The sequence below is a fragment of the Flavobacterium sp. LB2P53 genome, from assembly GCF_003970305.1.
Classification (GTDB): domain Bacteria; phylum Bacteroidota; class Bacteroidia; order Flavobacteriales; family Flavobacteriaceae; genus Flavobacterium.
Window position 1 is genome coordinate 14042 of the sequence record NZ_RYDG01000010.1, and the last position, 24603, is coordinate 38644.

The window sequence follows — 24603 nt, forward strand, 5'->3', positions numbered from 1 at the left end:
ATTTATAAAGCAAAAACAGCATGGAATATACCGTTAAACTTAATGAGCAACAAGTAGAGCTTCTGAAATCGATTTTGGCTCAAATTGGACCAACACCGTTTATTGTTGCTCCGGCAAAGAAACCGAAGAAACTTTCTGAAGTAGAACAGACCATACAGAAAATGAGGGAATACCGAGCCAATAAAGCATCTAGAAAAAAGAAATAACAATAATAATTCATAACCTAAAAAACACAAAACCTTGAGAAATCTAAACCAAATTCAAAAAGAGTATTTAAAAACACAAAACCTTGAGAAATCTAAACCAAATTCAAAAAGAGTATTTAAAAACAGTAACCAACGTTGAGCAATGGAAAAAATTAAAAAAGCAGTTTAAAATAGTAAATAAAGAGATTGCCGGTTTAACGGATGATCAAATTTATTGCCTTGATAATACGGTTTATACCGATAGTGCTAGAAAGAAATTAATCAAAATATTTAGAGATGAAAACTTAATTATTAATCTTAATCAGTCGGTTAATTAGTATTTGACAAACCACACAATATAAAATCATCAGATGAATAATTATAAAAAAGAGCAAATTAATATTGATACAGTTTGTAAATATTCAAATGATGGTATTTTTAATGTTTTGAAAAATTACATTGATTATGAAGAAAAGATTTACGATGATGACGGCGACGAAGTTCCTTTATATCATAGACTTACTGTTGTATGCGCATTTACGGAGTATCTGACTAACGAAAAATTATTAAATCATACTCTTGATTTTTTAAAAACACACGATTTGATCAATGATATTGAAAATACTGGAATTGATTTAAGTTTATATTCTGAAAATGACAAAACAAAAATAAAGGCGATATATTACTCTTTAACTTCTTTGTACAAATTAAATATGAAAAATATAAAGTTTCCAAACTCTAAAAAGCCAAAACAATTAGATATAAAATTAAAAGAAAATCGGGTTATTGAACACAATCTACAAGAAGTACTAAATTCGATACGAATGAATAACGTATATCAATTTGAAGAAAGTATTTCAAAATACCCAATAAATACCCAAAAAAATGAAATTAACAAATGGATTAGGAGTGCTTTAAAAGTTGGTCGTTCTAAAGAAACAAAAATGTTTGATGAGGAAATAGATTATTTAAAAGATATAAGCGATCACTTAATAGAACCTAAAGCACATCAACAACAAGTACCTATCAATGAAAAAGAGCCAATGAAAGTTATTGCATTATTGCATTTTTATAATAATAAATTTATGACATTGGAGGAGGCTAATACAATAGCGAAAAAATATGATTACAATAGTAAAGAATCAGGACGAAAACTATTTCAATATTTTAGCTATTATTCAAATAGGACAAGTAGAATGTCAACAAATGAAAGTAAAAGATTCCTTAAAGCTAAAATTAAAATATTTGAAAGAGTTATAGAATTATTAACTGATGAAACCGCAATAGCAAAAGCAAATACAGAATTAAAACTTTTAGAAATTAAATACACAGATATAAATTAAAAAACTGTAATTCAGATACTTAAAAATTCGTAACTGGTTATAACTAGTTACGCCCCCACAGTTGGTTGCAATCTTTGTGAAACTTAAACACAAAGAACTATGAGCAATCCATTTGAAGTATTAGAAAAACGTTTAGAGAATATCGAAAGTCTTTTAGTCGATATTAAACACCCACCACAACAAAAAACAATCAACGACGAAGTCTTACTTGACGAAGACGAAGCTTGTGCCTTTTTAAAAACAAACAGCGTCACCCTTTGGCGATGGGTTAAGGCTGGTAAGATTAAAGTTTACAAATTCCACACAAAAAATTACTATAAAAGGAATGAGCTTTTAGAAACTATTACCCAACTTCAAAAATAAAGCGATGAAAGAGACCCACAACACCTCAGACACCGCTTTAAAAGACCAAAGCAAAGATACGTTTAATAACTATCGAAGACACTTAAACTTCCTTTTAAAAGCGTTAAAAAATTGTGAGCCAATAACTGGGAATTTGCTTATTAGGATAATAGAGAGATTGGATATTAATTCTAATTCTTTATTAAGATGAAAAATAAAACACCCAAAAGAATCGATTCAAGCAAAGCAATTGATAAAGCGGTAAATATTGCAACGATTGAAAGAACGGTTAATTCAACGGCTAATAAATACGGTTTATTCACTATTAAAACCGCCAACGAATGGATTGAAGAAGCTAAGAACAGACCTATTCCGAAAATGCTATTTAGTCAGCTTTGGTACGAGGGCGAATTATGTATTTTGTTTGCAGATACAAATTTAGGAAAATCTATTTTAGCAGTTCAAATCGGAAATAGTATAAGCAAAGGGGAGCAAATTAAAAACTTTGAAATTCAAACACAAAAACAGCCAGTTTTATACTTTGATTTTGAATTGTCAGATAAGCAGTTTCAAAATAGATATTCTAAAGATTATACAGATAATTACGACTTCGATGACAATTTTTTGAGGGTTGAAATAAACCCCGATTTAGAGTTACCAAATAATGTAGCATTTGACGACTATCTTATATTGTCAATTGAGAAAAGTATATTAAGTTCAAATGCAAAAGTATTGATTATAGACAATCTTACATATTTGAAAAGCGACAACGAGAAAGCGAAAGAAGCCTCGCCATTAATGAAAAAATTAAAGGAATTTAAGAGTAAATATTTACTTTCGATTTTAATATTGGCGCATACACCAAAAAGAGATTTATCAAAGCCGATTAGTAAGAACGATTTAGCAGGGAGTAAAGCTTTAATGAATTTTTGCGATAGCTCATTTACGATTGGGGAAAGTAACCAGGACAAACAAATAAGATACATAAAGCAGATAAAACAACGAAATTGTGAGCAGGTTTTCGACGCCGACAACGTTTGTGTTTGTCAGATAAGTAAAGAATATAATTTTTTGCAATTTGAGTTTGTTAGTCTTGGTAATGAACGTGAACACCTCAAACAATATACAGAGAAAGACAAAGACAATGTTATATCACAAGTAAAAGAATTAAGTAATCAGGGTAAAAGTCAAAGGGTTATTTCTTCCGAGATGGGGATTTCATTGGGTGCAGTAAATAAATATTTAAAATTGTAAAGTTAGTGTTCACGATGTTCACACCGTTCATACCTTGAACGCAGTGAACATTAAAATATAATTCTACGATACAATTCAGAAGACAAACAAATATATTTAGATTTGTAATAAAAAAAAGCCACTATTAAAAGTGGCTTTAAAATTTTTATTAGTATATAGCATTAAGCGATACCTTTTGCATCAGGTAAATTATTATGCATATCTTCATATCTTGTAACGTGATTTATTTTTTTAAGTTCTTCAATTACTTTTTTGAAACCATCATTAACAGCTACTTCAACTGCTCCTAAATTTCCTTTTGCATTTCCTCTTAAGTCAGACATTCTATTATCTATAGAGTCAAGACGAGCTAAGATCAATTCAAAACCATCAGTTAATTTATCTCCAATGTTTTCTACCTTACTTTCTAAAGCTATAATCTTTTGTTCAAGAACTTCCATCTATTGATTTATTGTTATTTAAATTATAAGTTAACTATCTAGTTATGTTATTATAGACGGTACAAATATATAATATAGAAACATTTGTTTATTCTCATAAATTAAAAATAATTCTTATTAACTTTTATTTATAATGATTATAAATAACTATCTAATAATTACCCAGTATTAAACTATGCATATTTAGTAGTAAAGTAATAAATTTTTTAAGGTATAACTATTATTATGATGGAGCTATATTTGTACTATTGGTGTAAACTAATATATAGTTACCTAAATTGTTTGTAATCAAACAAAATTAACTCGTAATGTGGAAAACCGTAAACACTTTGTCTTTCAATGATATACTTTTGAGTATTATTAATCTAAATCTAAAAAAATGAAAAAAAGTATTTTAATATTAAGTTTGTTAATCGTTTTGTTTTATGGTTGTTCTTCGTCAAATGATGATAATTCTACTACAAATGTAGTACCCGCAGCTCCAACAAATTTAAATGGTACATTTTTTTCAAATACTCAGGTAAATTTAACTTGGACTGATAATTCTTCAAATGAGACAGGCTTTAAAATTGAAAGAACAACTGGTGATGGGATTTGGTCAGTGATAGGTACCGTAAAGGCTGATATGTCAACATTTAGTGATGTAGGGCTAGCGTTTGATTTGACCTATTTTTATAGAGTTTATTCGTTTAATGTTATAGGTAATTCTGTTGACTATTCTAATATTGGTGCCTTTCAAACAAAAAATAGTTTATCGTCATTAACAACAAAATTAGTTACGGAAATAACGAACTCAACCGCAGTATGTGGTGGTAATATATCCTTAGAAGGAAGTTCAAACATAACCGCGAGAGGAATTGTCTGGAGTATTTCTCAAAATCCAACCATTGCTTTAACGACAAAGACAACCGATGGACTTGGAATTGGCAGTTATATTAGCAATTTAACAGGGTTATTGCCGGAAACTACTTACTATCTCAAAGCGTATTCAACAAACTCGGCAGGGACGTCTTATGGGAATGAGATTAATTTTAGAACTCTTGCACCCGAATTGCCAGTTATATCAACTACTGCTATTAGCAATATAGCTTCAGCAAGTGCTGTAAGTGGGGGAAATATTACATCAAGTGGGCGTTCAGGAATTACTGCAAGCGGAGTTGTTTGGAGTACCTTACACAATCCAACCATTGCTTTAACTACAAAGACAATTGGCACTTCATATTTTGGCAATTTTATTAGTAATTTATATGCTTTGTCTTTAAATACAACTTATTATGTCCGGGCGTATGCCACAAATAGTTTTGGTACTTCTTATGGCGATGAACAAAGTTTTACTACGATTTTATATTATACAAAAGGTAATGGAGTAATTGACGTCGATGGGAATGCATATCCTACAATAATAATTAATGGGAAAGAATGGATGCATAAAAATTTAAACGTGTCTAAATATCGTAACGGAAATCCTATAAAAAACATATCGGAAATAAACACTGGAAGTGAGGGGGCTTGGAGTTATTATAATAATGATAGCGCCAATGGGAATACTTATGGAAAACTTTACAATTGGTATGCAGTTGCTGACTCAAGAGGATTAGCTCCTCAGGGATGGCATATTGCTAGTAAACAAGAATGGATGGATTTGAGATCATTTTTAGGAAGTGCCGATTCGGCAATAAAAATGAAAGAAGCTGGAAGGGTTCATTGGCTTAATAATCAACTTGCTTACGAATTAAATTCAAGTGGATTTACAGCTCTTCCTGCTGGTAATATATTTTATTTAAGTGCTGGTTTTTCAAATATTAATTACGCAAGTTTTTGGTGGAGTTCAACTATTAGCAGTTCAAGTTCAAAAATATGGTATGCATTGATTGGTTCTAACGACTTTATGGAAATGTATGAAGATGGAAGTAGAGATGGAGGTAATTCTGTTCGTTGCGTTAAGGATTAAAAATTCAATTATTAATAGAAAACCCCACATAATTCAACACTCTAAAAGTTAAAATACAGTAATAATACAATTTTGAAATAAAAAAACCCTAACTACTTAATTAATAAGTGATTAGGGTTTTTTAAAGTGGTACCTCCAGGGATCGAACCAGGGACACATGGATTTTCAGTCCATTGCTCTACCATCTGAGCTAAGGTACCTCGCTATTATCTCACTTTGCTCTTATTTTAGTAGGAGTTCGATGAACTTGTTTGCGGGTGCAAATATAGTATGATTTTTAGTTTATCCAAAACAATTTTAAAAAAAAATCAATTCGTACCTTTGTCCCATCAAAAAAGAAATTATGATTTTAGTAGTTGATGTGGGAAATACCAGAATTAAAGCCGCTGTTTTTGAGGGTGCTATGCTTTTGGAGGTTTTTGTTTTTAGCCAAATTGAATTGGAAAAAAATATTAAAAATATTTTAAAAAACTTTAAAAAAACAACTGATTTGGTGGTTTCTTCAGTTGGAGATCTCGGAAAACAGCCGTTTTTAGCTTTCGATAAAGAGATAAAAGTGCATTTTATCTCGAATAAGGATTCTTTTCCGTTCCAAAATAAATACGCAACGCCACAAACTTTGGGAATTGACCGTATGGTTCTTGCTGCAGGGGCTACGCTCCGGTATCCGGATCAAAACCGGCTGGTCATTGATGCCGGAACTTGCATTACCTATGATTTTATAGATCAGGAAAATAATTATTTAGGGGGAGCGATCTCGCCGGGACTGCGATTGCGCTATGAAGCATTGCATCAATACACCGCAAAATTACCTTTATTGTCTCTGGGGATTCCGGAAGATTTGATTGGGAAATCAACTTCAGAATCGATTCATTCCGGAGTGGTAAACGGTTTAGTTTATGAGATTGACGGGTTTATAAATCAATATAAAGCACGGTATTTAAATTTTATAATAATTTTAACGGGTGGAGACACAGATTTTTTGGCTAAACGATTAAAAAATACCATATTTGCCAATTCAAATTTTCTTCTGGAAAGTTTAAACCAAACATTTCAACATAAAACCAAAAATGATTAAAAAAATTATAATAAGCGCCTGTTTGCTTTTATCATTAGTATCTTTTGCTCAAGAAGGAACAGCGTCCCCGTATTCTTTTTATGGAATAGGAGATGTTAGGTTCAAAGGAACGTTGGAAAACCGTTCGATGGCAGGAATAGCCATTGAACAAGACAGTATACACATGAACTTGCAAAATCCAGCCAGTTATGCAAGTCTTAAACTAACTACTTTTACCCTGGGTGGTACGCATGCGACCACAAAAATGAAAACAGATACTGAAGCTGCAAATACAAGAAGAACGACTCTGGATTACCTGGCCGTGGGTTTGCCTATTGGTAAGTTTGGGTTGGGTTTTGGATTGATTCCGTATTCATCAGTAGGATATAAAATACAATCTATTGCTACTGATCCCTCGCAAAACAGCAAGCGTTTCAATGGTACTGGTGGTTTGAACAAGGCCTTTTTAGGAGTAGGGTATAAAGTGACGCCAAATTTTAGTGTAGGTGCCGATGTGCAGTATAATTTTGGAAAAATTGAATCTAATAACCTTGAATTCATTAGTGGAGTTCCTGTTGGAACCAGAGAATTGAATACGATTGATTTGTCTGGCGTGAATTTTAATGTAGGGATGATGTATCAGACTAAAATCTATAAAAAAATCTCTTTTTTTAGTAGTGCAAATTATACGCTGGAAAATACATTGGTGTCTAAAAACAACAGGAATATTTCGACAGTGGTTTTTAGTTCAAATTTTGATGTGGTGGTTGTAGATGCGCTGGATGATGTAAAGGGCCAAGTGAATTTGAAAATGCCGAGTAAATTAGCATTAGCAGCAGGTTTTGGCCAGGCCAGAAAATGGCTCGTAGGAGTTGGTGTGACGCTACAGGATGCAGGATCCTTGGCAAATAATTTTAATTCAATGCCAAATGTTACCTACGAAAAGCATTCGAAATACAGCATTGGAGGGTATTTTATTCCTAATTACAACTCGTTTACAAGCTATACAAAAAGGATTACATACCGGGGTGGTTTGAGATTTGAAAAAACCGGAATGGTGATCAATTCAGAATCCATCGATGATATGGGATTAACTCTAGGCATTGGATTGCCACTAACAGGTCAGTTCTCTAATGTGAATATTGGATTTGAATTAGGCAAAAAAGGAACTACAGCATCTAATTTAGTTCAAGAAAACTACGCCAATGTAAGTGTGAGTTTTTCTCTTAATGACGAATGGTTTGTCAGAAGAAAATTCAACTAGAATAAAAAGAAGTGCTTTCTCCAATTTTTTCGTCCAGGCAAGCTTATGACAGTAGTCAAAAAATATTATATCAAATTAGGGGTCACGGTTTTTGCTGGAGCGCTTTTTTTGGGGTGCGAAAGTAATTTTAAGGAAATACAAAAAATAAATTTCTCCGAGTTTGTTCCCAGTAGTGATGCTGATATGGTAAATCTCAAATATACAGATTCAGGAAGGATTACATCCATTTTGATCAGCTCTAAAATGTTAGATTATTCTAACGTTAGCTTTCCTTTTACGGAATTCCCAAAAGGGATTGATGTTACTTTATTTGACAAAAAAGGGAAGAAAACATTTATCAAATCAAATTATGCCATTTCTTACAAAGGAACAGCAGTAATTGATCTGCAGGGAAAAGTAAGGATCTCTAATGAAAATGGACAGCTGTTAGAAACAGAGCAACTTTATTTTGATCAAAGGAATGAGTGGTTTTTTACCGAAAGAAGGTTTAAATTAACAGACCCAAAAGGTGTTTCAAATGGACAAGGAATCGATTTTAGCAAGGATTTCAAAGTGATTAATTCTCAAAAAATAACCGGCGAACTCGAAACCGCTGAATAACACAACACCCTATGAACTACTTAAAATACACACAATACGTTTATCTTGTTTTTGGAGCCTATTTTATTTATGATGGCTTCATAAAGTTAAATGCCGAGGAAGAAAATCCGTGGTTGAGTTTCATGTTTGCCGGATTAGCCGTTTTTATGTTTTTCTTTAGAAGAAAATTTGCTAAAAAGTTTGAAGACCGAAACAAAAAATCCTAATTCATGGAGATTAGTGTTATTTTTCTGTGTCTAATACTAAGTGCTTTTTTTTCAGGAATGGAGATAGCGTTTGTCTCTTCAAATAAAATATATCTTGAAATTGAAAAAAAACAAGGCGGTTTTGTTTCCAGAATACTGACAAAGCTTACTGAAAAGCCCTCCAAGTTTATCGTAGCCATGCTCATTGGGAATAATGTCACCATGGTGGTCTACGGTTTTTTTATGGGCGAATTATTGATGCGCTGGTTTGTTACTCTGGGGCTTCAGTTTTCGGATTTCTTGGATTTATTAATTCAAACCATAATTTCTACTATCATTGTGCTGATTACCGCAGAGTTCTTGCCAAAAGTTTTTTTTCAAATTTATGCCAATTTTCTATTTAAGTTTTTTGCAATTCCCGCCTATTTCTTTTTTAGTATTTTCTATTTTATAGCTGCATTTTTTATTTGGGTTTCTGATTTTGTTTTGATAAAATTCTTCAAAACCGAAGGCGATAATGTACAGCTTTATTTCAGTAAAATTGAGCTGGGGAATTACATTACGGAACAAATGAGTAGTGTTGAAGATGATGATGCCATGGATTCTGAAATTCTGATGTTTCAAAACGCATTAGAATTTTCAGGAGTCAAAGCCAGAGATGTGATGAATCCCCGTACTGAAATTATAGCCATTGACTTGTCGGATACCATCATAGATCTCCGAGAATTGTTTATAGAAACAGGCTATTCTAAAATAGTGGTGTTTCAAAATTCACTCGATGACATTGTAGGCTACGTGCATTCCTTTGATATGTTCAAAAAACCAGACAGTATCAAGGATATTGTGATTCCGGTAGAATTTGTTCCGGAAACAATCTTTATCAAAGATGCGATGAGTTTGCTGATCAAAAAACGTAAAAGTGTAGCTATTGTATTAGATGAATACGGCGGCACCTCTGGAATTATTACCGTAGAGGATATTGTGGAAGAGCTTTTTGGTGAAATTGAAGATGAACACGATTCAGATGAAGAATTGATTGAAAAAGAACTCGGTGATGGCGAATACGTTTTCTCAGCCCGGTTAGACGTCGAGTACCTTAATGATACCTATAAACTGGCTATTCCGGAAAGTGATTCGTATGGAACACTTGGGGGGTTTATTGTGAATTTTACTACCGAAATTCCTCAAAATGGAGCGGTTATCACCATTGGAGCGTATCGTTTTGTAATTGAAGAAGCAATAAATAAGAAAATAGAATTAGTAAATATGACCGTGCTAGAGTAGTTTTTTTTGTAAAATTGAAATTTCTTATAAAATAAAACGCTACTACTATAATTATTAATTAGATAATTGTATTTTCGCAACCTGAATATAAAAATTAACAACAATAAAATGGCATTATTACAAAAAATTAGACAACGTTCGCTTCTTCTGATCTTAGTTATTGGGTTTTGTTTATTAGCATTTATCATAGGTGATATATTTAGCAGTGGAGGTTTCAGCAGCACATCAAAAGATGTAGGAAGCATTGACGGGAAAGATATTTCATTTGAAGATTTTAGAGTTAAAGTGAGTAATGTTGAAAAAAGTGGTCAAGGAATTACTTCAACTGAAGCGGCTAACAGAGTATGGGAACAAGAAGTTTCGGTTGCTTTGCTAACGTCTGAATTTGAAAAATTAGGATTACGAGTAGGTGAAAAACACCTATTAGAAGTGCTGAAAGGCGATCAAAATATTGGTGGGAATCCATTGTTTTTGAATGCAGCCGGTGTTTTTGATATTGCAAAATTTAAAGAATATTTCAAAGCAAATCCTGCCCAAGCTCAGTTTTTGAAAGACAGAGAAAAAGATGCAGATCTTAATGCTAAATATCAAATATATACTACATTGATTAAAGCGGCCGTTTTTACAACGGAGAGCGAAGGCAAGTTGCAGTATGAGATGGAAACAAATAAAGTAAACTTTGCCTATGTTGCAGGATTATATTCAACAATCAAAGACAGTCAAGTAAAAGTGACTGATGCTGAAATTGTTGATTATATGAAGAAAAATGAAAAAAAATTCAAAGCAGACGAATCTCGTGAAGTAGAATATGTCTTGATCGAAGACAAAGCCTCACCAGCTGATGAAGCCGAAGTAAAATTAAAAATAAATGCATTGTTAGCCGGAACAGTAGTATACAATCAAGCTACCGGAAAAAATGATACCTTACCAGGATTCAGAGCAGCAACTAATACAATTGAGTTTGTGAATTCAAATTCAGATGTTCCTTATGATTCGTCTTATGTGGCCAAAAAAGATTTGCCTGCAATTGATGCAGATAAATTATTTAATCTTGCTCCTGGAGCCGTTTATGGGCCTTACATATACGGGAAATATTTCTGTATTTCAAAATCAATGGGAATGAAATCAGGGGTGAATGCAAAAGCAAGTCATATTTTGATCAGTTACGAAGGAACTCAAGTTCCAAATCAAAAGGAAAAAAGAACAAAAGAAGAAGCAAAAGCAAAAGCAGAAAGTATTTTAGCACAAGTTACTGCCAGTCCGGATAGTTTCTTGATGTTAGCTTTCACAGCTTCTGATGATTCGTCTTCGCAACAAGGGGGAGATTTGGGTTATTTTGGTCCAAACCAAATGGTAAAACCATTTAATGATTTTGTCTTCAATAGCAGTATTGGGAAAATAGGGTTAGTAGAAACGCCTTTTGGATTTCATATTATCAAAGTTACTGATAAGCAAGACGGAATTCGTTTGGCTACTGTAGCTCAGAAAATAGAAGCATCTGAGGCCACTTCAGATAAAATGTTTACTCAGGCAACTAAATTAGAAATGGATGCTGTGGACAAAGATTTTAACAAAGTTGCAAAAGATATGGGGCTTGTAGTAGCTCCGGCTGTTTCTGTAAAAGGGATGGACGAAAACTTTGGAACTTTAGGAAATCAAAGATCAATCGTTCGTTGGGCTTTTGAAAAAGGAGTAAAAGTAGGTACTGTAAAAAGATTTGAAGTGGCTAATGTAGGTCACGTAATTGCAAAATTAAAGAGTATTGACAATTCTGGTTTAGTAGCTGTTTCTGTGGCGAGACCTTATGTGGAACAAATACTAAAAAACAAGAAAAAAGCAGCATTGATAAAGGCAAAAATGACAGGTTCTTCGCTGGAAGCAATCGCGAAAGCAGTAGGAGCTACCGTACAACAAGCTACTGACTTGACAATGCTAAACACGATGTTGCCAGGTGTTGGTCAAGAGCCAAGTGTAGTAGGAAATGCATTTGCTTTAGCAGCAAATAAAATGTCAGCTCCAATTGAAGGAAACACAGGTGTTTATGTAGTGAAAAACAATAGCACTGTAAAAGCGCCAGCATTGAAAAGCCATGCTTCTTATGTTTCTAAATTAAAAGAACAAAGCGCTTCAGATGCTAATAGAGTAGTTCCTGCCTTGAAAGGAAATGCTAAAATTGAAGACAACAGACAGGAATTCAATTACTAGTCAAAGCGTAAGTAATCAAATAAAAAATCCCGATACATGCTGAATGTATCGGGATTTTGCTTTTCTATAGCTTTTTCTACAGCTATGATTATTGATACAAAAAATTATGGTAAGATCATTTCATCATAAAAAATGATAGTTTCATATCCTTTTGAAATAAAATAGTCAGTTGGATTTTCAATTGCAATTGCCATTACAAAATCGCCTCCCCAAGCTCCCAGGCTTTTTATCACGCCATTGAAATCTGGAAACAAAGACTCTTTTATCGTTTGTGTTTCCAGAACAATACTCATTTGTACTTCGTGTTTTTGTAGTGCTGCAGCAAAAGATTGAATTGTAGTCGCATTCAAAACTTCAGAGGTTATCACGTCATTTAAAGCAATCGTTCTCGGGAGATTATTCTTTTTATTCATATCGTAGGCTGTTATTGCGCTTTTGCTGCTTTGCTTTTTATTCAGATAGACAAAGTAAAGATTGTTAGTGAAATCCGGATTAAAAGATACTTTTTCAACAATAGGAGTACCTTTTTCCAAATGATAGACAATAGGGGTGTCGTTTTGTGCACAGGCAATATCATAACCACTACCTCCAAAACTGTTTTTAAGTAATGTAAAAGCATCGATGTCTAACCACTGAGCAATGTTGTTTATCAAAGTCGATGACGTGCCCAAACCCCAGCTTTTGGGAAAGCTAAGTTCAGTCGTGATTGTGTATCCCTCTGAATTTAAAATGAAACCCGGATTTAATTTGAATGCCTCGTGCAAAATAATCTTAAGTGTAGCCTTGACCGATTCATTTTTAGTTTGAACTTCCTTTGAAATATCAGAAAATAAAAGGGTGTCTTCAAACCAAATACTTCCATCTGCATCATAACTTTTCCAGATGATTTCCTTATTATTTCCCTTTTCTATAATGAGGTTTTGCCCCATTTTTGTTGGTAATGCAAACGCTTTGGCACCATCAAGAACCAGATATTCACCTGTGATTAAAAGTTTTCCGTTACTGTAAAATGTTTTCTTCATTGTCTTTGCGAGGAACGAAGCAACCTTATTCTTTGTTGCTTCAAGATAAAATTATTTTCTTAAACTTTCAATATAGGTGACCACAGCGCTATGCGAAACGGCATTTTTTCTAAAATGTTTCTGGATTAAAATGCGCTCTTCATCAGTGGCTTTAAGCTGATTGATGATGTTGTTCAAATGCATTTTCATGTGTCCTTCCTGAATTCCTGTGGTAGTCAAAGAACGCAAAGCGCCAAAATTTTGCGCCAAACCCGCTACGGCTACAAACTGCATTAATTCCTTGGCAGATGGTTTCTCTAACATTTCCAATGATAATTTTACCAATGGATGTAAGGAAGTCAAACCACCAACCGTTCCTACTGCTAAAGGGATTTCTAGCCAAAAAGTAAAAATACCATTTTCTATTTTGGCATGGGAAAGACTGGAGTATTTTCCGTTTCGCGATGCATAGGCATGAATTCCGGCTTCGACAGCGCGGAAATCATTCCCAGTTGCCAAAACTACCGCATCTACTCCGTTCATGATTCCTTTGTTATGCGTAACGGCTCTGTACGGCTCGACTTCGGCGATTTGTACGGCTTGCACAAATTTCTCTGCAAATTCTTGAGGATTTAAAATGTGTTTTTCTTCCAAGTCAGCAATCGGACAAGAAACTTCGGCTCTTACGATACAATTAGGAACGTAATTCGAAAGGATACTCATTACTACTTCAATCTCTTTTTCTGATTCGGTGAATAGACTATAGTTTTGGACCTCTTCTTTTAAGGTTTTAGCAAACTGTTCCAGACACGAATTGATAAAATTAGCGCCCATGCTGTCTTTGGTTTCAAAAGTGGCATGCAGCTGAAAATAATGGGGCAATAAATCGGTTTTGTCTTTTAAAATAATATCTAAAATTCCGCCACCACGTTTTTGCATATTTGTGGTAATCGACTCGGTTTCTGAAAAGAATTTATTTTTGTGTTGGACAAAAAACAAATTCAATTTTGAAACATCACCTTTATAAATAAAATGAACCTGACCAATTTTTTCAGTATTGATTACGGTTGCTTTAAATCCGCCACGCGTAGACCAAAATTTAGCAGCTTTTGCGGCAGCGGCAACCACAGAACTTTCTTCAATAGCCATGGGAATCGTGCTGTATTTTCCATTAATCAGGAAATTAGGAGCAACTCCAAGCGGTATGTAGAAATTGGTTATCGTGTTTTCGATGAATTCATCGTGTAATTTCTGTATTTTTTCATCAGAATTCCAGTAGTTTTTCAGCAAGGCGATGGCTTCTGTGGGTGTTGAAAAATATTGATCGGCAATCCATTTAATTTTTTCTTCTTTGGATAGTTTAGAAAATCCGCTAATGGCCTTATTCATTTTCAATTGATTATAGTATAATTAAATGCAAATATACGGTTTTAGCCGTTTTAGTAGCAATCCTATTATCCTCAATAAAAGGGGGTTTAAAATATTGTTTTTAAGATTTAACACATATAATGTGAAATTATTGTAAATTTTTCACTAAAATTGACGGTTTTTATATTTAAATAAATATCATGTATTCAAGAAAAATTATTGCATTATTTTTATTCGTTTGTTTTGCAGTTGCAGGGCAGCAAAAAATCACCATTGATGCCATTTATAACGGCACTTTTCGGGCGCAAGGCATGGATGAATTGCAGTCGTTGAAAAACACAAATCAATATACGGTTTTGAATACCGACAGACAGTCCAGAAGCATGCAGATTGATTTGTATGATTTTGCAACTTTAAAAAAAGTGTCCACATTAATAGATACAAAATCGTACGCCGAATTATCAGGAGGGATTGACAGTTATACGTTTGACGCTTCAGAAAAAATGATTCTATTGGCTTGCAATACCAATCAAATCTTCCGCCACTCCTTTACAGCGGATTACTATTTATATGACATTGCCAATAAGAAATTAAGAAAACTATTCGATTCTCCCGTTCAGGAGCCTACTTTTTCACCTGATGGGAAAAAGATTGCATACGCCAAAGAAAATAATCTGTATGTACATGATTTAGCTGCTGATAAATCAACTCCAATAACTACAGACGGACAAAAAAACAGTATTATTAATGGTATTACGGATTGGGTTTACGAAGAAGAATTTGCTTTTGTAAAGGCTTTTGACTGGAGTGCTGACAGCAAAAAAGTAGCCTACATACGTTTTGACGAAAGTCAGGTTCCGGAATTTTCAATGTCAATGTTTGGAAAAGACTTGTACCCAACGATGCAAACGTTCAAATATCCAAAAGCCGGGGAGAAGAATGCTCTAGTTTCTTTACATATTTATGATGTAAATTTGAATGCAGTAAAAAACATAAATCTTGGGAATTATAACGATTTTTATATTGCCAGAATGAAATGGACAAATGATGAGAATACACTATCAGCACAGGTATTGAATCGCCACCAAAACAATTTGGATTTGTTGTTTATCGATGGAAATTCAGGAGCTGTAAAAGTAGTTTTGAACGAAAAAGACAAAGCCTACGTTGATGTGACAGATAACTTGACTTTCTTGAAAGACAACAGTTTTATTTGGACCAGCGAAAAAGACGGTTTCAATCATATTTATTTATATGATAAAAATGGAAAATTGAAAAACCAACTGACCAAAGGAAAATGGGAAGTGACGAATTATTACGGTTTAGACGAAAAAACAAATACAGTTTTCTATCAGTCGGTAGAAAACGGATCTATTAACAGAGATGTTTATAGAATAGGTCTTGACGGAAAAAACAAAGTCCGTTTGTCACAAAATACAGGAACTAATGCGGCAACATTCAGTCCGAATTTCCAATACTACATCAATACGTTTTCTAGTGCGTCTCTACCTCCGACGTATACATTGAACGAGGCCAAGGCTGGAAAACAAGTTCAAGTTATTGAAAACAATGAAAATTTGGCAACAAAGCTAAAAAACTATGATTTACCGGCTAAAGAGTTTTTTGTTTTAAAGACAGCAAAAGGGAATGAGCTCAATGCTTGGATGATTAAACCAAAAGATTTTGACCCAACTAAAAAATATCCTGTTTTTATGATTCAGTATTCTGGTCCAGGTTCTCAGCAGGTTGTGAACGGATGGGGAAGTTCTAATGAATATTGGTTTATGATGTTGTCGCAACAAGGATACATTGTAGCTTGTGTTGACGGGCGCGGAACTGGCTTTAAAGGAGCTGATTTCAAAAAAGTAACCCAACTGCAATTAGGGAAATACGAAGTAGAAGATCAAATTGATGCTGCGAAAGTAATAGGAAATTACGCATTTGTTGATAAGGCTAGAATTGGTATATTTGGCTGGTCGTATGGTGGTTTTATGGCGTCTAATTGCATCATGAAAGGAAATGATACGTTCAAAATGGCAATTGCTGTAGCTCCTGTGACGAACTGGCGTTTTTATGACAGTGTGTACACGGAACGCTACATGCAGACCCCACAAGAAAATGCTAGCGGATACGATGATAATTCCCCAATAAATCATGTAGATAAATTGAAAGGGAAATTCCTTTTGATACACGGTTCAGGAGATGATAATGTTCACGTTCAAAACTCCATGCAGATGATGGAAGCGTTGATTCAGGCTAATAAACAATTTGATTCCCAAATTTACCCGGACAATAATCACGGAATTTATGGTGGGAAAACCAGAATTCAATTGTACACAAAAATGACTAATTTCATCAAAGAAAATTTATAACAGCGCTTTATGACGAACGACGCATTGATTAAAAAAGATTTTTTTGGACATCCAAAAGCGCTTTTTATATTGTTTTTTACCGAAATGTGGGAGCGCTTCTCCTTTTATGGAATGAAAGCCTTGTTGATTTTTTATCTGACAAAGTACCATTTGTTTTCGGATACTTCGGGGAATTTATTAATTGGTAGTTACGCTGCTTTAGTGTATGCCGTTCCAGTGTTAGGAGGTTTTATTGCTGATAAATATCTGGGATTTAGAAAAGCCATTGTTTTTGGTGGGATTATGTTGGTGTTGGGTCATATAGGAATGGCTTATGAAGGAAATGCTGCCACACAATCCATTACCGGCGCAATTACACGGGACGAAACCGCCTTGCAAATATTTTACTTTTCATTATCGTTAATCATTGTCGGGGTTGGTTTTCTTAAAGCCAATATCTCTTCATTAGTGGGAGAATTATATGAAAAAGGCGATAAACGAAGAGATTCTGGATTCACGTTGTTTTATATGGGAATCAACTTAGGATCTTTTATGGCTACGCTAATATGTGTTTGGTTGGGCGAAACGTACGGTTGGAGTTATGGTTTTGGTGCAGCTGGTGTCGGAATGTTTTTTGGACTATTGACTTTTATTTCCGGCAGAAAATTATTGATGGGAAAAGGAGAATCAAACAACCCTTCTTTCCTAGAAAACAAATTGTTTGGATTTAAAAATGAGTGGTTGATTTATATTGGAAGTGTTTTGTCAACGGTATTGTTTTGGCAAATGGTCCAAAATCACGATGCAGTTTCATGGGCTTTAAAAATTGCGGGTGGAATTTCTTTTATTTATATTGTTTATTACGCAGCTACACAACTCGATGGTAAAGCACGTGATCAGTTGATTGCGTTAACTATTCTGATCGTATTTACTATTGTCTTCTGGGCATTGTTTGAACAAGCGTATACTTCCATGAATTTATTTGCTGACCGGATTTTAGACCGAACTATATTTGGTTATGAAGTTTCTGCCGGGCAGTTCTTAAGTTTTAATGCCTTGTTTATAATATTGCTAGCGCCTGTCTTTGCTTGGATTTGGCCGAAATTAGGGAAATACAATCCGAATACAGCTGTAAAATTTGCATTAGCATTAGCATTAGTAGGACTAGGCTTTGGAGCATTAGTGATGGGAATAAACCTTTCTGGTGCTGGAAAAGTAGCAGCGATTTGGCTAATATTGGCTTATTTTTTACATACTTGTGGAGAATTGAGTTTGTCACCAGTAGGACTTTCTGCAGTAACTAAATTATCTCCGGCAAAAATCGTTGGGTTCATGATGGGCGTTTGGTTTTTGGCAACAGCCAGTTCTGAATTTATTGCGTCTATTTTAGCAAATATTGCTTCGGTAGACACCTCAAATGGTACAGCACCTGATTTAAATTTAGCAAAGCAGAGTTATTTAGTGCTTTTTGAATATTTATTTTATACGGGTCTTGGTTTTGGGGTTGTTTTACTGCTGCTTTCACCAGTAATCAAAAAATTAATGCACGGAGTTGATAAGGAATTAAACAATTAATAGGATGAGTGAAAATACAACAGATCAATTTTTTAAGAATACCGTTTTAGGACATCCTGCGGGATTGTTCGTTTTGTTTTTCACAGAAATGTGGGAACGATTTTCATTCTACGGAATGCGTTCTTTGTTGATATTATTTTTAACCGCTTCCTTTACAGATGGTGGTTGGGAATGGACTCGCGAAAATGCTTCTGCCTTATTTGGATCCTATGTAGGATTGGTTTATTTGTCCACAATGTTAGGGGGGTATTTTGCGGATAAAGTAATTGGTTTTAGATGGGCTGTTGTTGTTGGGGCAAGCTTAATGACTTTAGGGCATGCTTCTATGGCTGTTGAAACAGAATTTTCTATTTATTTAGGATTAGTATTGTTGGTTTTTGGGAATGGTTTTTTCAAACCCAACATGACCTCTATCGTATCTGAAATGTACAAAGACCGTCCTGAAAAGAAAGATGGCGCGTACACTTTGTTTTATATGGGAGTTAATGCCGGAGCGTTCTTTGGGATTTTACTTTGCGGTTATTTAGGAGAAAAAGTGGGTTGGACTTACGGTTTTGGTTTAGCCGGAATTTTTATGTTCTTTGGAATGTTGCAGTTTTGGCTGTCTCAGGATATCTTTGGAGATATTGGTTTAAAACCAAATAAAGAAAGCAAAGCGAAAGCAGAAGCATTAGATACTGACAAAAGAAATCCTTTTTCGCCAATACAATTGGCAGCAATAGCCTTCTCTTCTATATTAGCATTATTATGGCTTATAAATGATCCTGCTTCAAAAATATCCGGGGGCAAAATAAATATTTTTTCTTTCTTAGGTCCTAATGGAAATGCGATTGCAATTGTTTCAGCTCTACTTGTATTTATTTTATTGTTAATCTATAGATTTACTCAATATTCTAAAATTACTAAAGAAAAATTAATAGCAGTTACCTTTTTTGCCTTTCTTACCATTTTCTTTTGGGCAATTTTTGAGCAGTCACCAAATAGTTTGACCATTTTTGCCAGTGATTATACGGATCGTGTTTTAACAGGCAATTGGAGTGTGGTGTTTTTAGTGATTAATTCGTTAATTACTATTTTACCGTTGGTTATTATTACCGGGGTTTTAATTTTATTATTTAAGCAAACATTTAAACTTTATGCTGTTGCAAATATGATCCTTAGTGTCAGTTTTATAATTATTTGGGGAATAGCACTATGGATGTTGACTAAAGATTATTACACTGCGGGTTATCTTACTTTATCAGATTCAACATTGCAAGCATTGAAAATTGATAAAGTAACTACTGCATTGACAGAAGTTCCTGCCACTTGGTTTTCTACTTTAAACTCGTTATTCATTATCTCTTTGGCTCCATTGTTTTCAAAATGGTGGGAAAGTAAATACAATCCTTCTGCAAATTTAAAATACGGAATCGGAATGGCATTGCTAGCGCTTGGTATGGCTTGTGTCGCTTTTGGGGCAAGCGGAATCGAAGCGGGTGCAAAAACAGCTTCAGTAAGTATGATCTGGTTGATTTTAGTTTATCTTTTCCATACAATGGCTGAGCTGTGTATCTCACCGGTAGGATTGTCGTATGTAAGTAAATTAGTTCCTGCCCGTATGATTGCCTTTATGTTTGGAGTTTGGTACTTAGCAGTAGCAATTGGTATGAAAGGTGCAGGTATGTTTGGTGAAAATATAGATAAAATCGCCAATGAACACGGATTGAGTTACTTCTTTTGGATGTTGACTATTATCTCTATTGTAGTTGCTTTGTTCTCTGTTTTGATGACTCCAATAATTAAGAAATTAATGCATGGTGTTCGATAAATTTTAGGCATCATTTTTGATTTGTCCACCGTAAAAAAATAGATATGAAGAAAGGTATAATAACGTTGTTATTGTTAGTTGGTTCGTTTGCTGCTGAAGCACAAGAATTAGTGTGGGAGACTAATGTCAATAAGGCTCTTGAAGTTTCAGCCTTAACTAAAAAACCATTATTAATGTTTTTTACCGGAAGCGATTGGTGTGGTTGGTGCATCCGGTTACAAAAAGAGGTCTTGAAGACTCCTGAATTTGCAGCTTGGGCAAAAGAAAATGTCGTTTTGGTCGAATTAGATTATCCAAGACGAGTACCACAGACTGAAGAGGTAAAAAAGCAGAATAATGAATTACAACAAATTTTTGGCATACAAGGGTTTCCAACTATTATACTCGCAAACAGTACTACAAAAGAAGGGAAAGTCAATTTTGAAGGTATTGGCAGTACGGGGTATGTAGCCGGCGGTCCAGCAGCCTGGTTAGCAGTTGCAAATGGTTTTTTGAAAAAATAAAATATTAATTCAATTTATAAAATCCCTTTTCGCCTGTTGCGTGAAAAGGGATTTTCTGTTTCTCGCAACTGGCTTTCCATTGTTTTTGTATGGATTTAAAGTTGGACGCATCAGCCACAACTAATTTTGGCTTCATTATTTGGAGTAGGCGGTCCATATTTATTTTAGAGGATTGTGTCAATACAATAACATCCGGATTGATGTTTTTGGGATACACTCCGGAATGGTCTACAATAAATATTTTTTCGCCTTTAAAATACAGGAAATTTCGGAGTTCTTTTTTCTGTCGTAAAGTGCTCAGGTTTCCAATGCGATAGGATTTTATAAGACTGTTTTCTTGTGCCGTTTTTAAAAGACTGTCATTGGCGTAAACAATGATATTTACTCCATTTCGTTCAGTGATCAAGGTATTCTTTCGGCTGTTGAAAACAATAAATTCCTGCTCGTTTTGCACGTTCCAATGGGTTGTAAAACAAGAAAATTGCACAACTATAATACAAGTTAAAGCGATTGCTAATTTGTGGAAAGTAGGTTTTTTAAACCAAATGACAAGGCTTATTAGAGCTAAATAACTGCTGAGTAACAGGTATAAATTAAGCGGAATATCTTGAATTATAAACTGTTCTATCGAAGCTATTGCGTTGATAATCTTGTTTAAATAGTAAATACTGGTTTCCAGCAGGTGGGAGAGAAAAACCGGAATAAGGTCAAATGCGGCCAAAATCATTACCAAAACGCCTACTATCATTATGAAACTCAGTACTGGAATAATGATTAGATTGGTCACAAAAAACAAACCCGGAAACTGATGAAAATAATAAATACTCAGGGGTAAAGTACCTATTTGCGCCGCCAAGGAAACGGTGAGAATGTTCCAGACGTATTTTGAAGCTTTGTTTTCTGGTTGCCACACAGAGGCCAAAAGAGGTTGCAGCCAAATAATGAAAAACAAAGCAATGTAACTCAACTGAAAACCAACGTCAAATAGAAACGAAGGCTCAAAAAACAAAATCAATAACACAGAAACTAATAAAGTATGGTAAATATTGACGCTTCTGCGCAGATGATTCCCAATAGCCACAAAGGAAAACATAGTCACCGAGCGAACTACTGATGGTGCTAAACCTGCAATTATACCAAAAATAGACAAAGATGCCAGAATAAGGAGTAGTTTAAGGAACGAGCCCTTTTTTGTATTTGGAATCGGCTTTAGAATATAAGTTACAAAAAGCAAAATGAAGCCAATATGCAGTCCTGAAACGGATAAAATATGTACGGCTCCTGCATACTGGTAATCCCGCATGATATCAGGTGAAATATCTTGTTGTTGCCCCATGATCAGAGCAATGGCAACATTCAATTCCGTTTTATTGAAGTTGTTTTTTTCTAAATTCCGAATAATTCGCGTTCTCAATTTTGAAGAATAGTACCAGATATTTTTCGCTGTTTTATTTCCAATTTTTATTTCATCACCAGCAGCAAACAGTTGTGCATAGATTTGTTTGTTTTCAAGGTATTTGCCGTAGTCAAATTGATTCGGATTCATAGGTTGTTTATTCCTTGACAACGTGCCTTTGATTAGCAAAGGGGTTCCTGCTGCAAATACGGGGTTTAAATGATTTTTTTGAACGTTAAGGAGCAATCGGCCAGACTGTTCTTTTTCATTAATATGGTTGACAAGGACTATATAACGGTCGCTAAATAAGGAGCTTTTCAGCTTTTCTCTAACAACAACAGAAATAGAATGAGGCTGCTCAAAAGCATTTGTATTGTGGGTGTAGTTGTCCTTTTGAAAATAATCCGTGTGGGTTACTTGTGTAGTGGTTCCAATGATAAAAGACAAAAAATAAGTGGCAATACCAAAATAAGCGGTACGGGTGTTGCTTTTTTTGGATAAAAAAAACAACACCCCAAAGAGACTCATAGCGGTTAAAAGTATAACAATGACTGCTGCTAATGGAGGATGCAGGTAAAAAGCGAAAAGAAGTCCTGAAACAAACCCAATTGTTATTCTTGCCAAAGGAAATTGTAGTACTTTCATGACTCTAAAGTACATATTTTTAGTACGTAACGAATTTATTTTTTTTGAAAATAGGTAGAAATAGAAACACAGGGATTAGTAATGAAGAACTCGAGCTATAAAACCCTGTTGAGTTGAGCAAATCTGGTTTTGTAATACACTTCTTTTGTGGAGGAAATCATAACGCCTCTTGAGGTCGACGCATGAATGAATTTTATCTCGTCTTCATTGACTTCAATGACTATTCCTACGTGGTTTATTTGTCGGTTTCTATTGGTTTTAAAGAATATCAGATCCCCTTTTTTAGCTTTTTCTTGTTCATGATCTAAAATAACACCGTGTTTTGATTGTTGAATCGAGGTGCGAGGTAGACTTATTTCATTTGAATCAAAGATGTTGACCATCAAGCCGGAACAGTCAAAACCTGATTTTGTTGTCCCGCCATACCTGTATTTCACCCCAATATTTTCAGCAGCGGCATCGATTAATTGTTCGACCAGACGTTGTGCTTTCCTTTTTTCGGATTGAATGGATTGCTCTTTTGGGTCTGCTTTTTTCGAGTTGGTTATCGGGGAAGTTGATTTACAAGCCGTAAAAAAGGTAAGAACCAATACAAGAAATAGAAAATGTTTCAAAAGAGTGTAATTTTTTTGTAAAGGGAGCTATTTATAAATAAGAGATAATCTACAGTAAATCAGACACGATGAGTTTTGCTGTTTTTTCACTAGCGCCAATGCCACCTAATTGCTGTTCTAATAACGCATATTTTTCTAAAAGAGTATTGCGGTGGTTGATTTCTAATATTTTTTTGAGTTCTTCTCGAATGCGTTTTGGATTGCATTGCTCTTGAATTAGTTCGGTCACCACCTCCTCATCCATAATTAAGTTGACTAATGAGATGTATTTCAGGGTAATAATTCGTTTAGCAATTTGGTAGGAAGCCCAGCTGCCTTTGTAGCAAACTACTTCCGGCACTTTGAAAAGCGCTGTTTCCAGTGTTGCCGTTCCTGAGGTTACTAATGCAGCTGTTGCATTACGCAGTAAATCATAGGTTTTATTAGAAATGAATTTAATGTTTTCTTGAGTGATGAATTCTTTATAGAAAGAAAATTCCTGACTTGGCGCCCCTGCAATCACGAACTGATAGTCTGGAAAATCATTTGCCACACTGAGCATGACTGATAGCATTTTAGTTATTTCCTGTTTTCGGCTACCGGGTAAAATTGCAATTATCGGTTTGTCGTTTAATTGGTTTTCTGTTCTAAAAAGGATTGAATCAACTTCGGGTTGGTTGTGGATGGCATCAATCAGTGGATGCCCGACAAATTCTACCGGAAAATGGTGTTTGTCTTCATAGAATTTTTTTTCGAAAGGCAAAATCACATACATTTTATCAATATCACGCTTGATAGCTGTAATTCTGCTTTCTTTCCAAGCCCAAATTTGTGGAGAAATGTAGTAGTGCGTTTTCATTCCTAACGCTTTTGCCCATTTTGCAATCCGTAAATTAAAACCAGGATAATCAATGAAAATAAGGATGTCCGGCTGAAATTCAAGAATGTCTTTTTTGCAGACTTTGATGTTGCTTAAAATAGTTTTCAAATTAAAAATTACCTCGATAAAGCCCATAAAAGCTAATTCTCGGTAATGTTTTACTAAGGTTCCGCCTGTTGTATTCATTAAATCGCCTCCCCAAAACCGAATGTCAGCTTTAAGATCTTTTTTATAAAGCGCTTTCATTAAATTAGAACCATGCAAATCGCCTGAAGCTTCCCCTGCTATAATGTAGTATTTCATGTTTGTTGGATTAGAAAGGTATAAATTCAGCATTTAAATTTATAAATTCAGGTCTGTTATAAATGGTA

22 protein-coding genes and 1 tRNA gene are annotated in these 24603 nt (G+C 34.5%); 16 read left to right on the plus strand and 7 right to left on the minus strand.

Annotated elements, in window-relative coordinates:
* Nucleotides 1-20: 20 nt before the first annotated feature.
* The 5 genes from EKL95_RS12160 to EKL95_RS12180 all read left to right on the plus strand — a co-directional run bounded on the left by EKL95_RS12160 (nucleotide 21) and on the right by EKL95_RS12180 (nucleotide 3124).
* A complete protein-coding gene (locus EKL95_RS12160; protein WP_126564305.1) occupies nucleotides 21-206 on the plus strand; it encodes a hypothetical protein in 186 nt (61 codons plus the stop codon).
* Between the two features lie 83 nt (nucleotides 207-289).
* Nucleotides 290-523, plus strand: coding sequence for a hypothetical protein (locus EKL95_RS12165; protein WP_126564306.1), 234 nt, complete (start codon nucleotides 290-292; stop codon nucleotides 521-523).
* 33 nt (nucleotides 524-556) lie between these two features.
* A complete protein-coding gene (locus tag EKL95_RS12170; protein WP_126564307.1) occupies nucleotides 557-1528 on the plus strand; it encodes a hypothetical protein in 972 nt (323 codons plus the stop codon).
* A 99-nt stretch (nucleotides 1529-1627) separates the two neighbouring features.
* Nucleotides 1628-1891, plus strand: a complete 264-nt coding sequence (locus EKL95_RS12175; RefSeq protein WP_126564308.1) for a helix-turn-helix domain-containing protein — start codon at nucleotides 1628-1630, stop codon at nucleotides 1889-1891.
* A 186-nt stretch (nucleotides 1892-2077) separates the two neighbouring features.
* Nucleotides 2078-3124, plus strand: a complete 1047-nt coding sequence (locus EKL95_RS12180; RefSeq protein ID WP_126564309.1) for an AAA family ATPase — start codon at nucleotides 2078-2080, stop codon at nucleotides 3122-3124.
* A 161-nt stretch (nucleotides 3125-3285) separates the two neighbouring features.
* Here EKL95_RS12180 and EKL95_RS12185 read toward each other — a convergent pair whose 3' ends face one another.
* The gene (locus EKL95_RS12185; RefSeq protein WP_126564310.1) at nucleotides 3286-3564 is read right to left on the minus strand and encodes a hypothetical protein; all 279 of its coding nucleotides are present in this window, start codon (nucleotides 3562-3564) and stop codon (nucleotides 3286-3288) included.
* 379 nt (nucleotides 3565-3943) lie between these two features.
* Between EKL95_RS12185 and EKL95_RS12190 the strand changes: the two genes are divergently transcribed.
* Nucleotides 3944-5515: an FISUMP domain-containing protein gene (locus EKL95_RS12190; RefSeq protein WP_126564311.1), complete on the plus strand. Its 1572-nt coding sequence runs from the start codon at nucleotides 3944-3946 to the stop codon at nucleotides 5513-5515.
* Between the two features lie 127 nt (nucleotides 5516-5642).
* Here EKL95_RS12190 and EKL95_RS12195 read toward each other — a convergent pair.
* Nucleotides 5643-5715 (minus strand) — tRNA-Phe (locus tag EKL95_RS12195).
* A 143-nt stretch (nucleotides 5716-5858) separates the two neighbouring features.
* Between EKL95_RS12195 and EKL95_RS12200 the strand changes: the two genes are divergently transcribed.
* The 6 genes from EKL95_RS12200 to EKL95_RS12225 all read left to right on the plus strand — a co-directional run bounded on the left by EKL95_RS12200 (nucleotide 5859) and on the right by EKL95_RS12225 (nucleotide 12110).
* Nucleotides 5859-6593: a type III pantothenate kinase gene (locus EKL95_RS12200; RefSeq protein ID WP_126457481.1), complete on the plus strand. Its 735-nt coding sequence runs from the start codon at nucleotides 5859-5861 to the stop codon at nucleotides 6591-6593.
* Entirely contained in the window at nucleotides 6586-7836 is a 1251-nt protein-coding gene (locus EKL95_RS12205; RefSeq protein WP_126564312.1) for a hypothetical protein, read from the plus strand. Before EKL95_RS12200 ends, EKL95_RS12205 begins: the two co-directional genes overlap by 8 nt.
* 45 nt (nucleotides 7837-7881) lie before the next feature.
* A complete protein-coding gene (lptC, locus tag EKL95_RS12210; protein ID WP_126457479.1) occupies nucleotides 7882-8436 on the plus strand; it encodes an LPS export ABC transporter periplasmic protein LptC in 555 nt (184 codons plus the stop codon).
* A gap of 11 nt (nucleotides 8437-8447) precedes the next feature.
* Nucleotides 8448-8642 carry a hypothetical protein gene (locus tag EKL95_RS12215; RefSeq protein WP_126457478.1) on the plus strand — a complete coding sequence of 65 codons (195 nt, stop codon included), beginning with the start codon at nucleotides 8448-8450 and terminating at the stop codon, nucleotides 8640-8642.
* A 3-nt stretch (nucleotides 8643-8645) separates the two neighbouring features.
* Nucleotides 8646-9905 (plus strand): hemolysin family protein, encoded by a 1260-nt coding sequence (locus EKL95_RS12220; RefSeq protein ID WP_126457477.1) that lies wholly within the window; start codon nucleotides 8646-8648, stop codon nucleotides 9903-9905.
* A gap of 108 nt (nucleotides 9906-10013) precedes the next feature.
* Nucleotides 10014-12110 (plus strand): peptidylprolyl isomerase, encoded by a 2097-nt coding sequence (locus tag EKL95_RS12225; RefSeq protein WP_126564313.1) that lies wholly within the window; start codon nucleotides 10014-10016, stop codon nucleotides 12108-12110.
* Between the two features lie 104 nt (nucleotides 12111-12214).
* Here the strand turns inward: EKL95_RS12225 and EKL95_RS12230 are convergent, their stop codons facing one another.
* Both EKL95_RS12230 and EKL95_RS12235 read right to left on the minus strand, forming a co-directional pair.
* On the minus strand, nucleotides 12215-13132 hold the full coding sequence (locus tag EKL95_RS12230) for a GYDIA family GHMP kinase (protein ID WP_126554923.1): 918 nt from the start codon (nucleotides 13130-13132) through the stop codon (nucleotides 12215-12217).
* A gap of 51 nt (nucleotides 13133-13183) precedes the next feature.
* A complete protein-coding gene (locus EKL95_RS12235; RefSeq protein WP_126564314.1) occupies nucleotides 13184-14500 on the minus strand; it encodes a hydroxymethylglutaryl-CoA reductase, degradative in 1317 nt (438 codons plus the stop codon).
* Nucleotides 14501-14679: 179 nt separating this feature from the next.
* On the opposite strand from EKL95_RS12235, the gene EKL95_RS12240 reads away from it, so the two are divergent.
* From EKL95_RS12240 to EKL95_RS12255, 4 genes are read left to right on the plus strand one after another with little or no spacing between them, the layout of a single operon-like run.
* A complete protein-coding gene (locus tag EKL95_RS12240) occupies nucleotides 14680-16851 on the plus strand; it encodes a S9 family peptidase (protein WP_126562111.1) in 2172 nt (723 codons plus the stop codon).
* A gap of 9 nt (nucleotides 16852-16860) precedes the next feature.
* A complete protein-coding gene (locus EKL95_RS12245; protein ID WP_126457472.1) occupies nucleotides 16861-18405 on the plus strand; it encodes a peptide MFS transporter in 1545 nt (514 codons plus the stop codon).
* 4 nt (nucleotides 18406-18409) lie between these two features.
* Entirely contained in the window at nucleotides 18410-20215 is a 1806-nt protein-coding gene (locus tag EKL95_RS12250; protein WP_126554931.1) for a peptide MFS transporter, read from the plus strand.
* Nucleotides 20216-20259: 44 nt separating this feature from the next.
* Nucleotides 20260-20718 carry a thioredoxin family protein gene (locus EKL95_RS12255; protein ID WP_126564315.1) on the plus strand — a complete coding sequence of 153 codons (459 nt, stop codon included), beginning with the start codon at nucleotides 20260-20262 and terminating at the stop codon, nucleotides 20716-20718.
* Between the two features lie 4 nt (nucleotides 20719-20722).
* Here the strand turns inward: EKL95_RS12255 and EKL95_RS12260 are convergent, their stop codons facing one another.
* The 3 genes from EKL95_RS12260 to lpxB all read right to left on the minus strand — a co-directional run bounded on the left by EKL95_RS12260 (nucleotide 20723) and on the right by lpxB (nucleotide 24535).
* On the minus strand, nucleotides 20723-22759 hold the full coding sequence (locus EKL95_RS12260) for a ComEC/Rec2 family competence protein (RefSeq protein ID WP_126564316.1): 2037 nt from the start codon (nucleotides 22757-22759) through the stop codon (nucleotides 20723-20725).
* Between the two features lie 95 nt (nucleotides 22760-22854).
* Nucleotides 22855-23373, minus strand: coding sequence for a C40 family peptidase (locus EKL95_RS12265; protein WP_126564317.1), 519 nt, complete (start codon nucleotides 23371-23373; stop codon nucleotides 22855-22857).
* Nucleotides 23374-23422: 49 nt separating this feature from the next.
* Nucleotides 23423-24535 carry a lipid-A-disaccharide synthase gene (gene lpxB / locus EKL95_RS12270; RefSeq protein ID WP_126564318.1) on the minus strand — a complete coding sequence of 371 codons (1113 nt, stop codon included), beginning with the start codon at nucleotides 24533-24535 and terminating at the stop codon, nucleotides 23423-23425.
* Nucleotides 24536-24603: the final 68 nt, after the last annotated feature.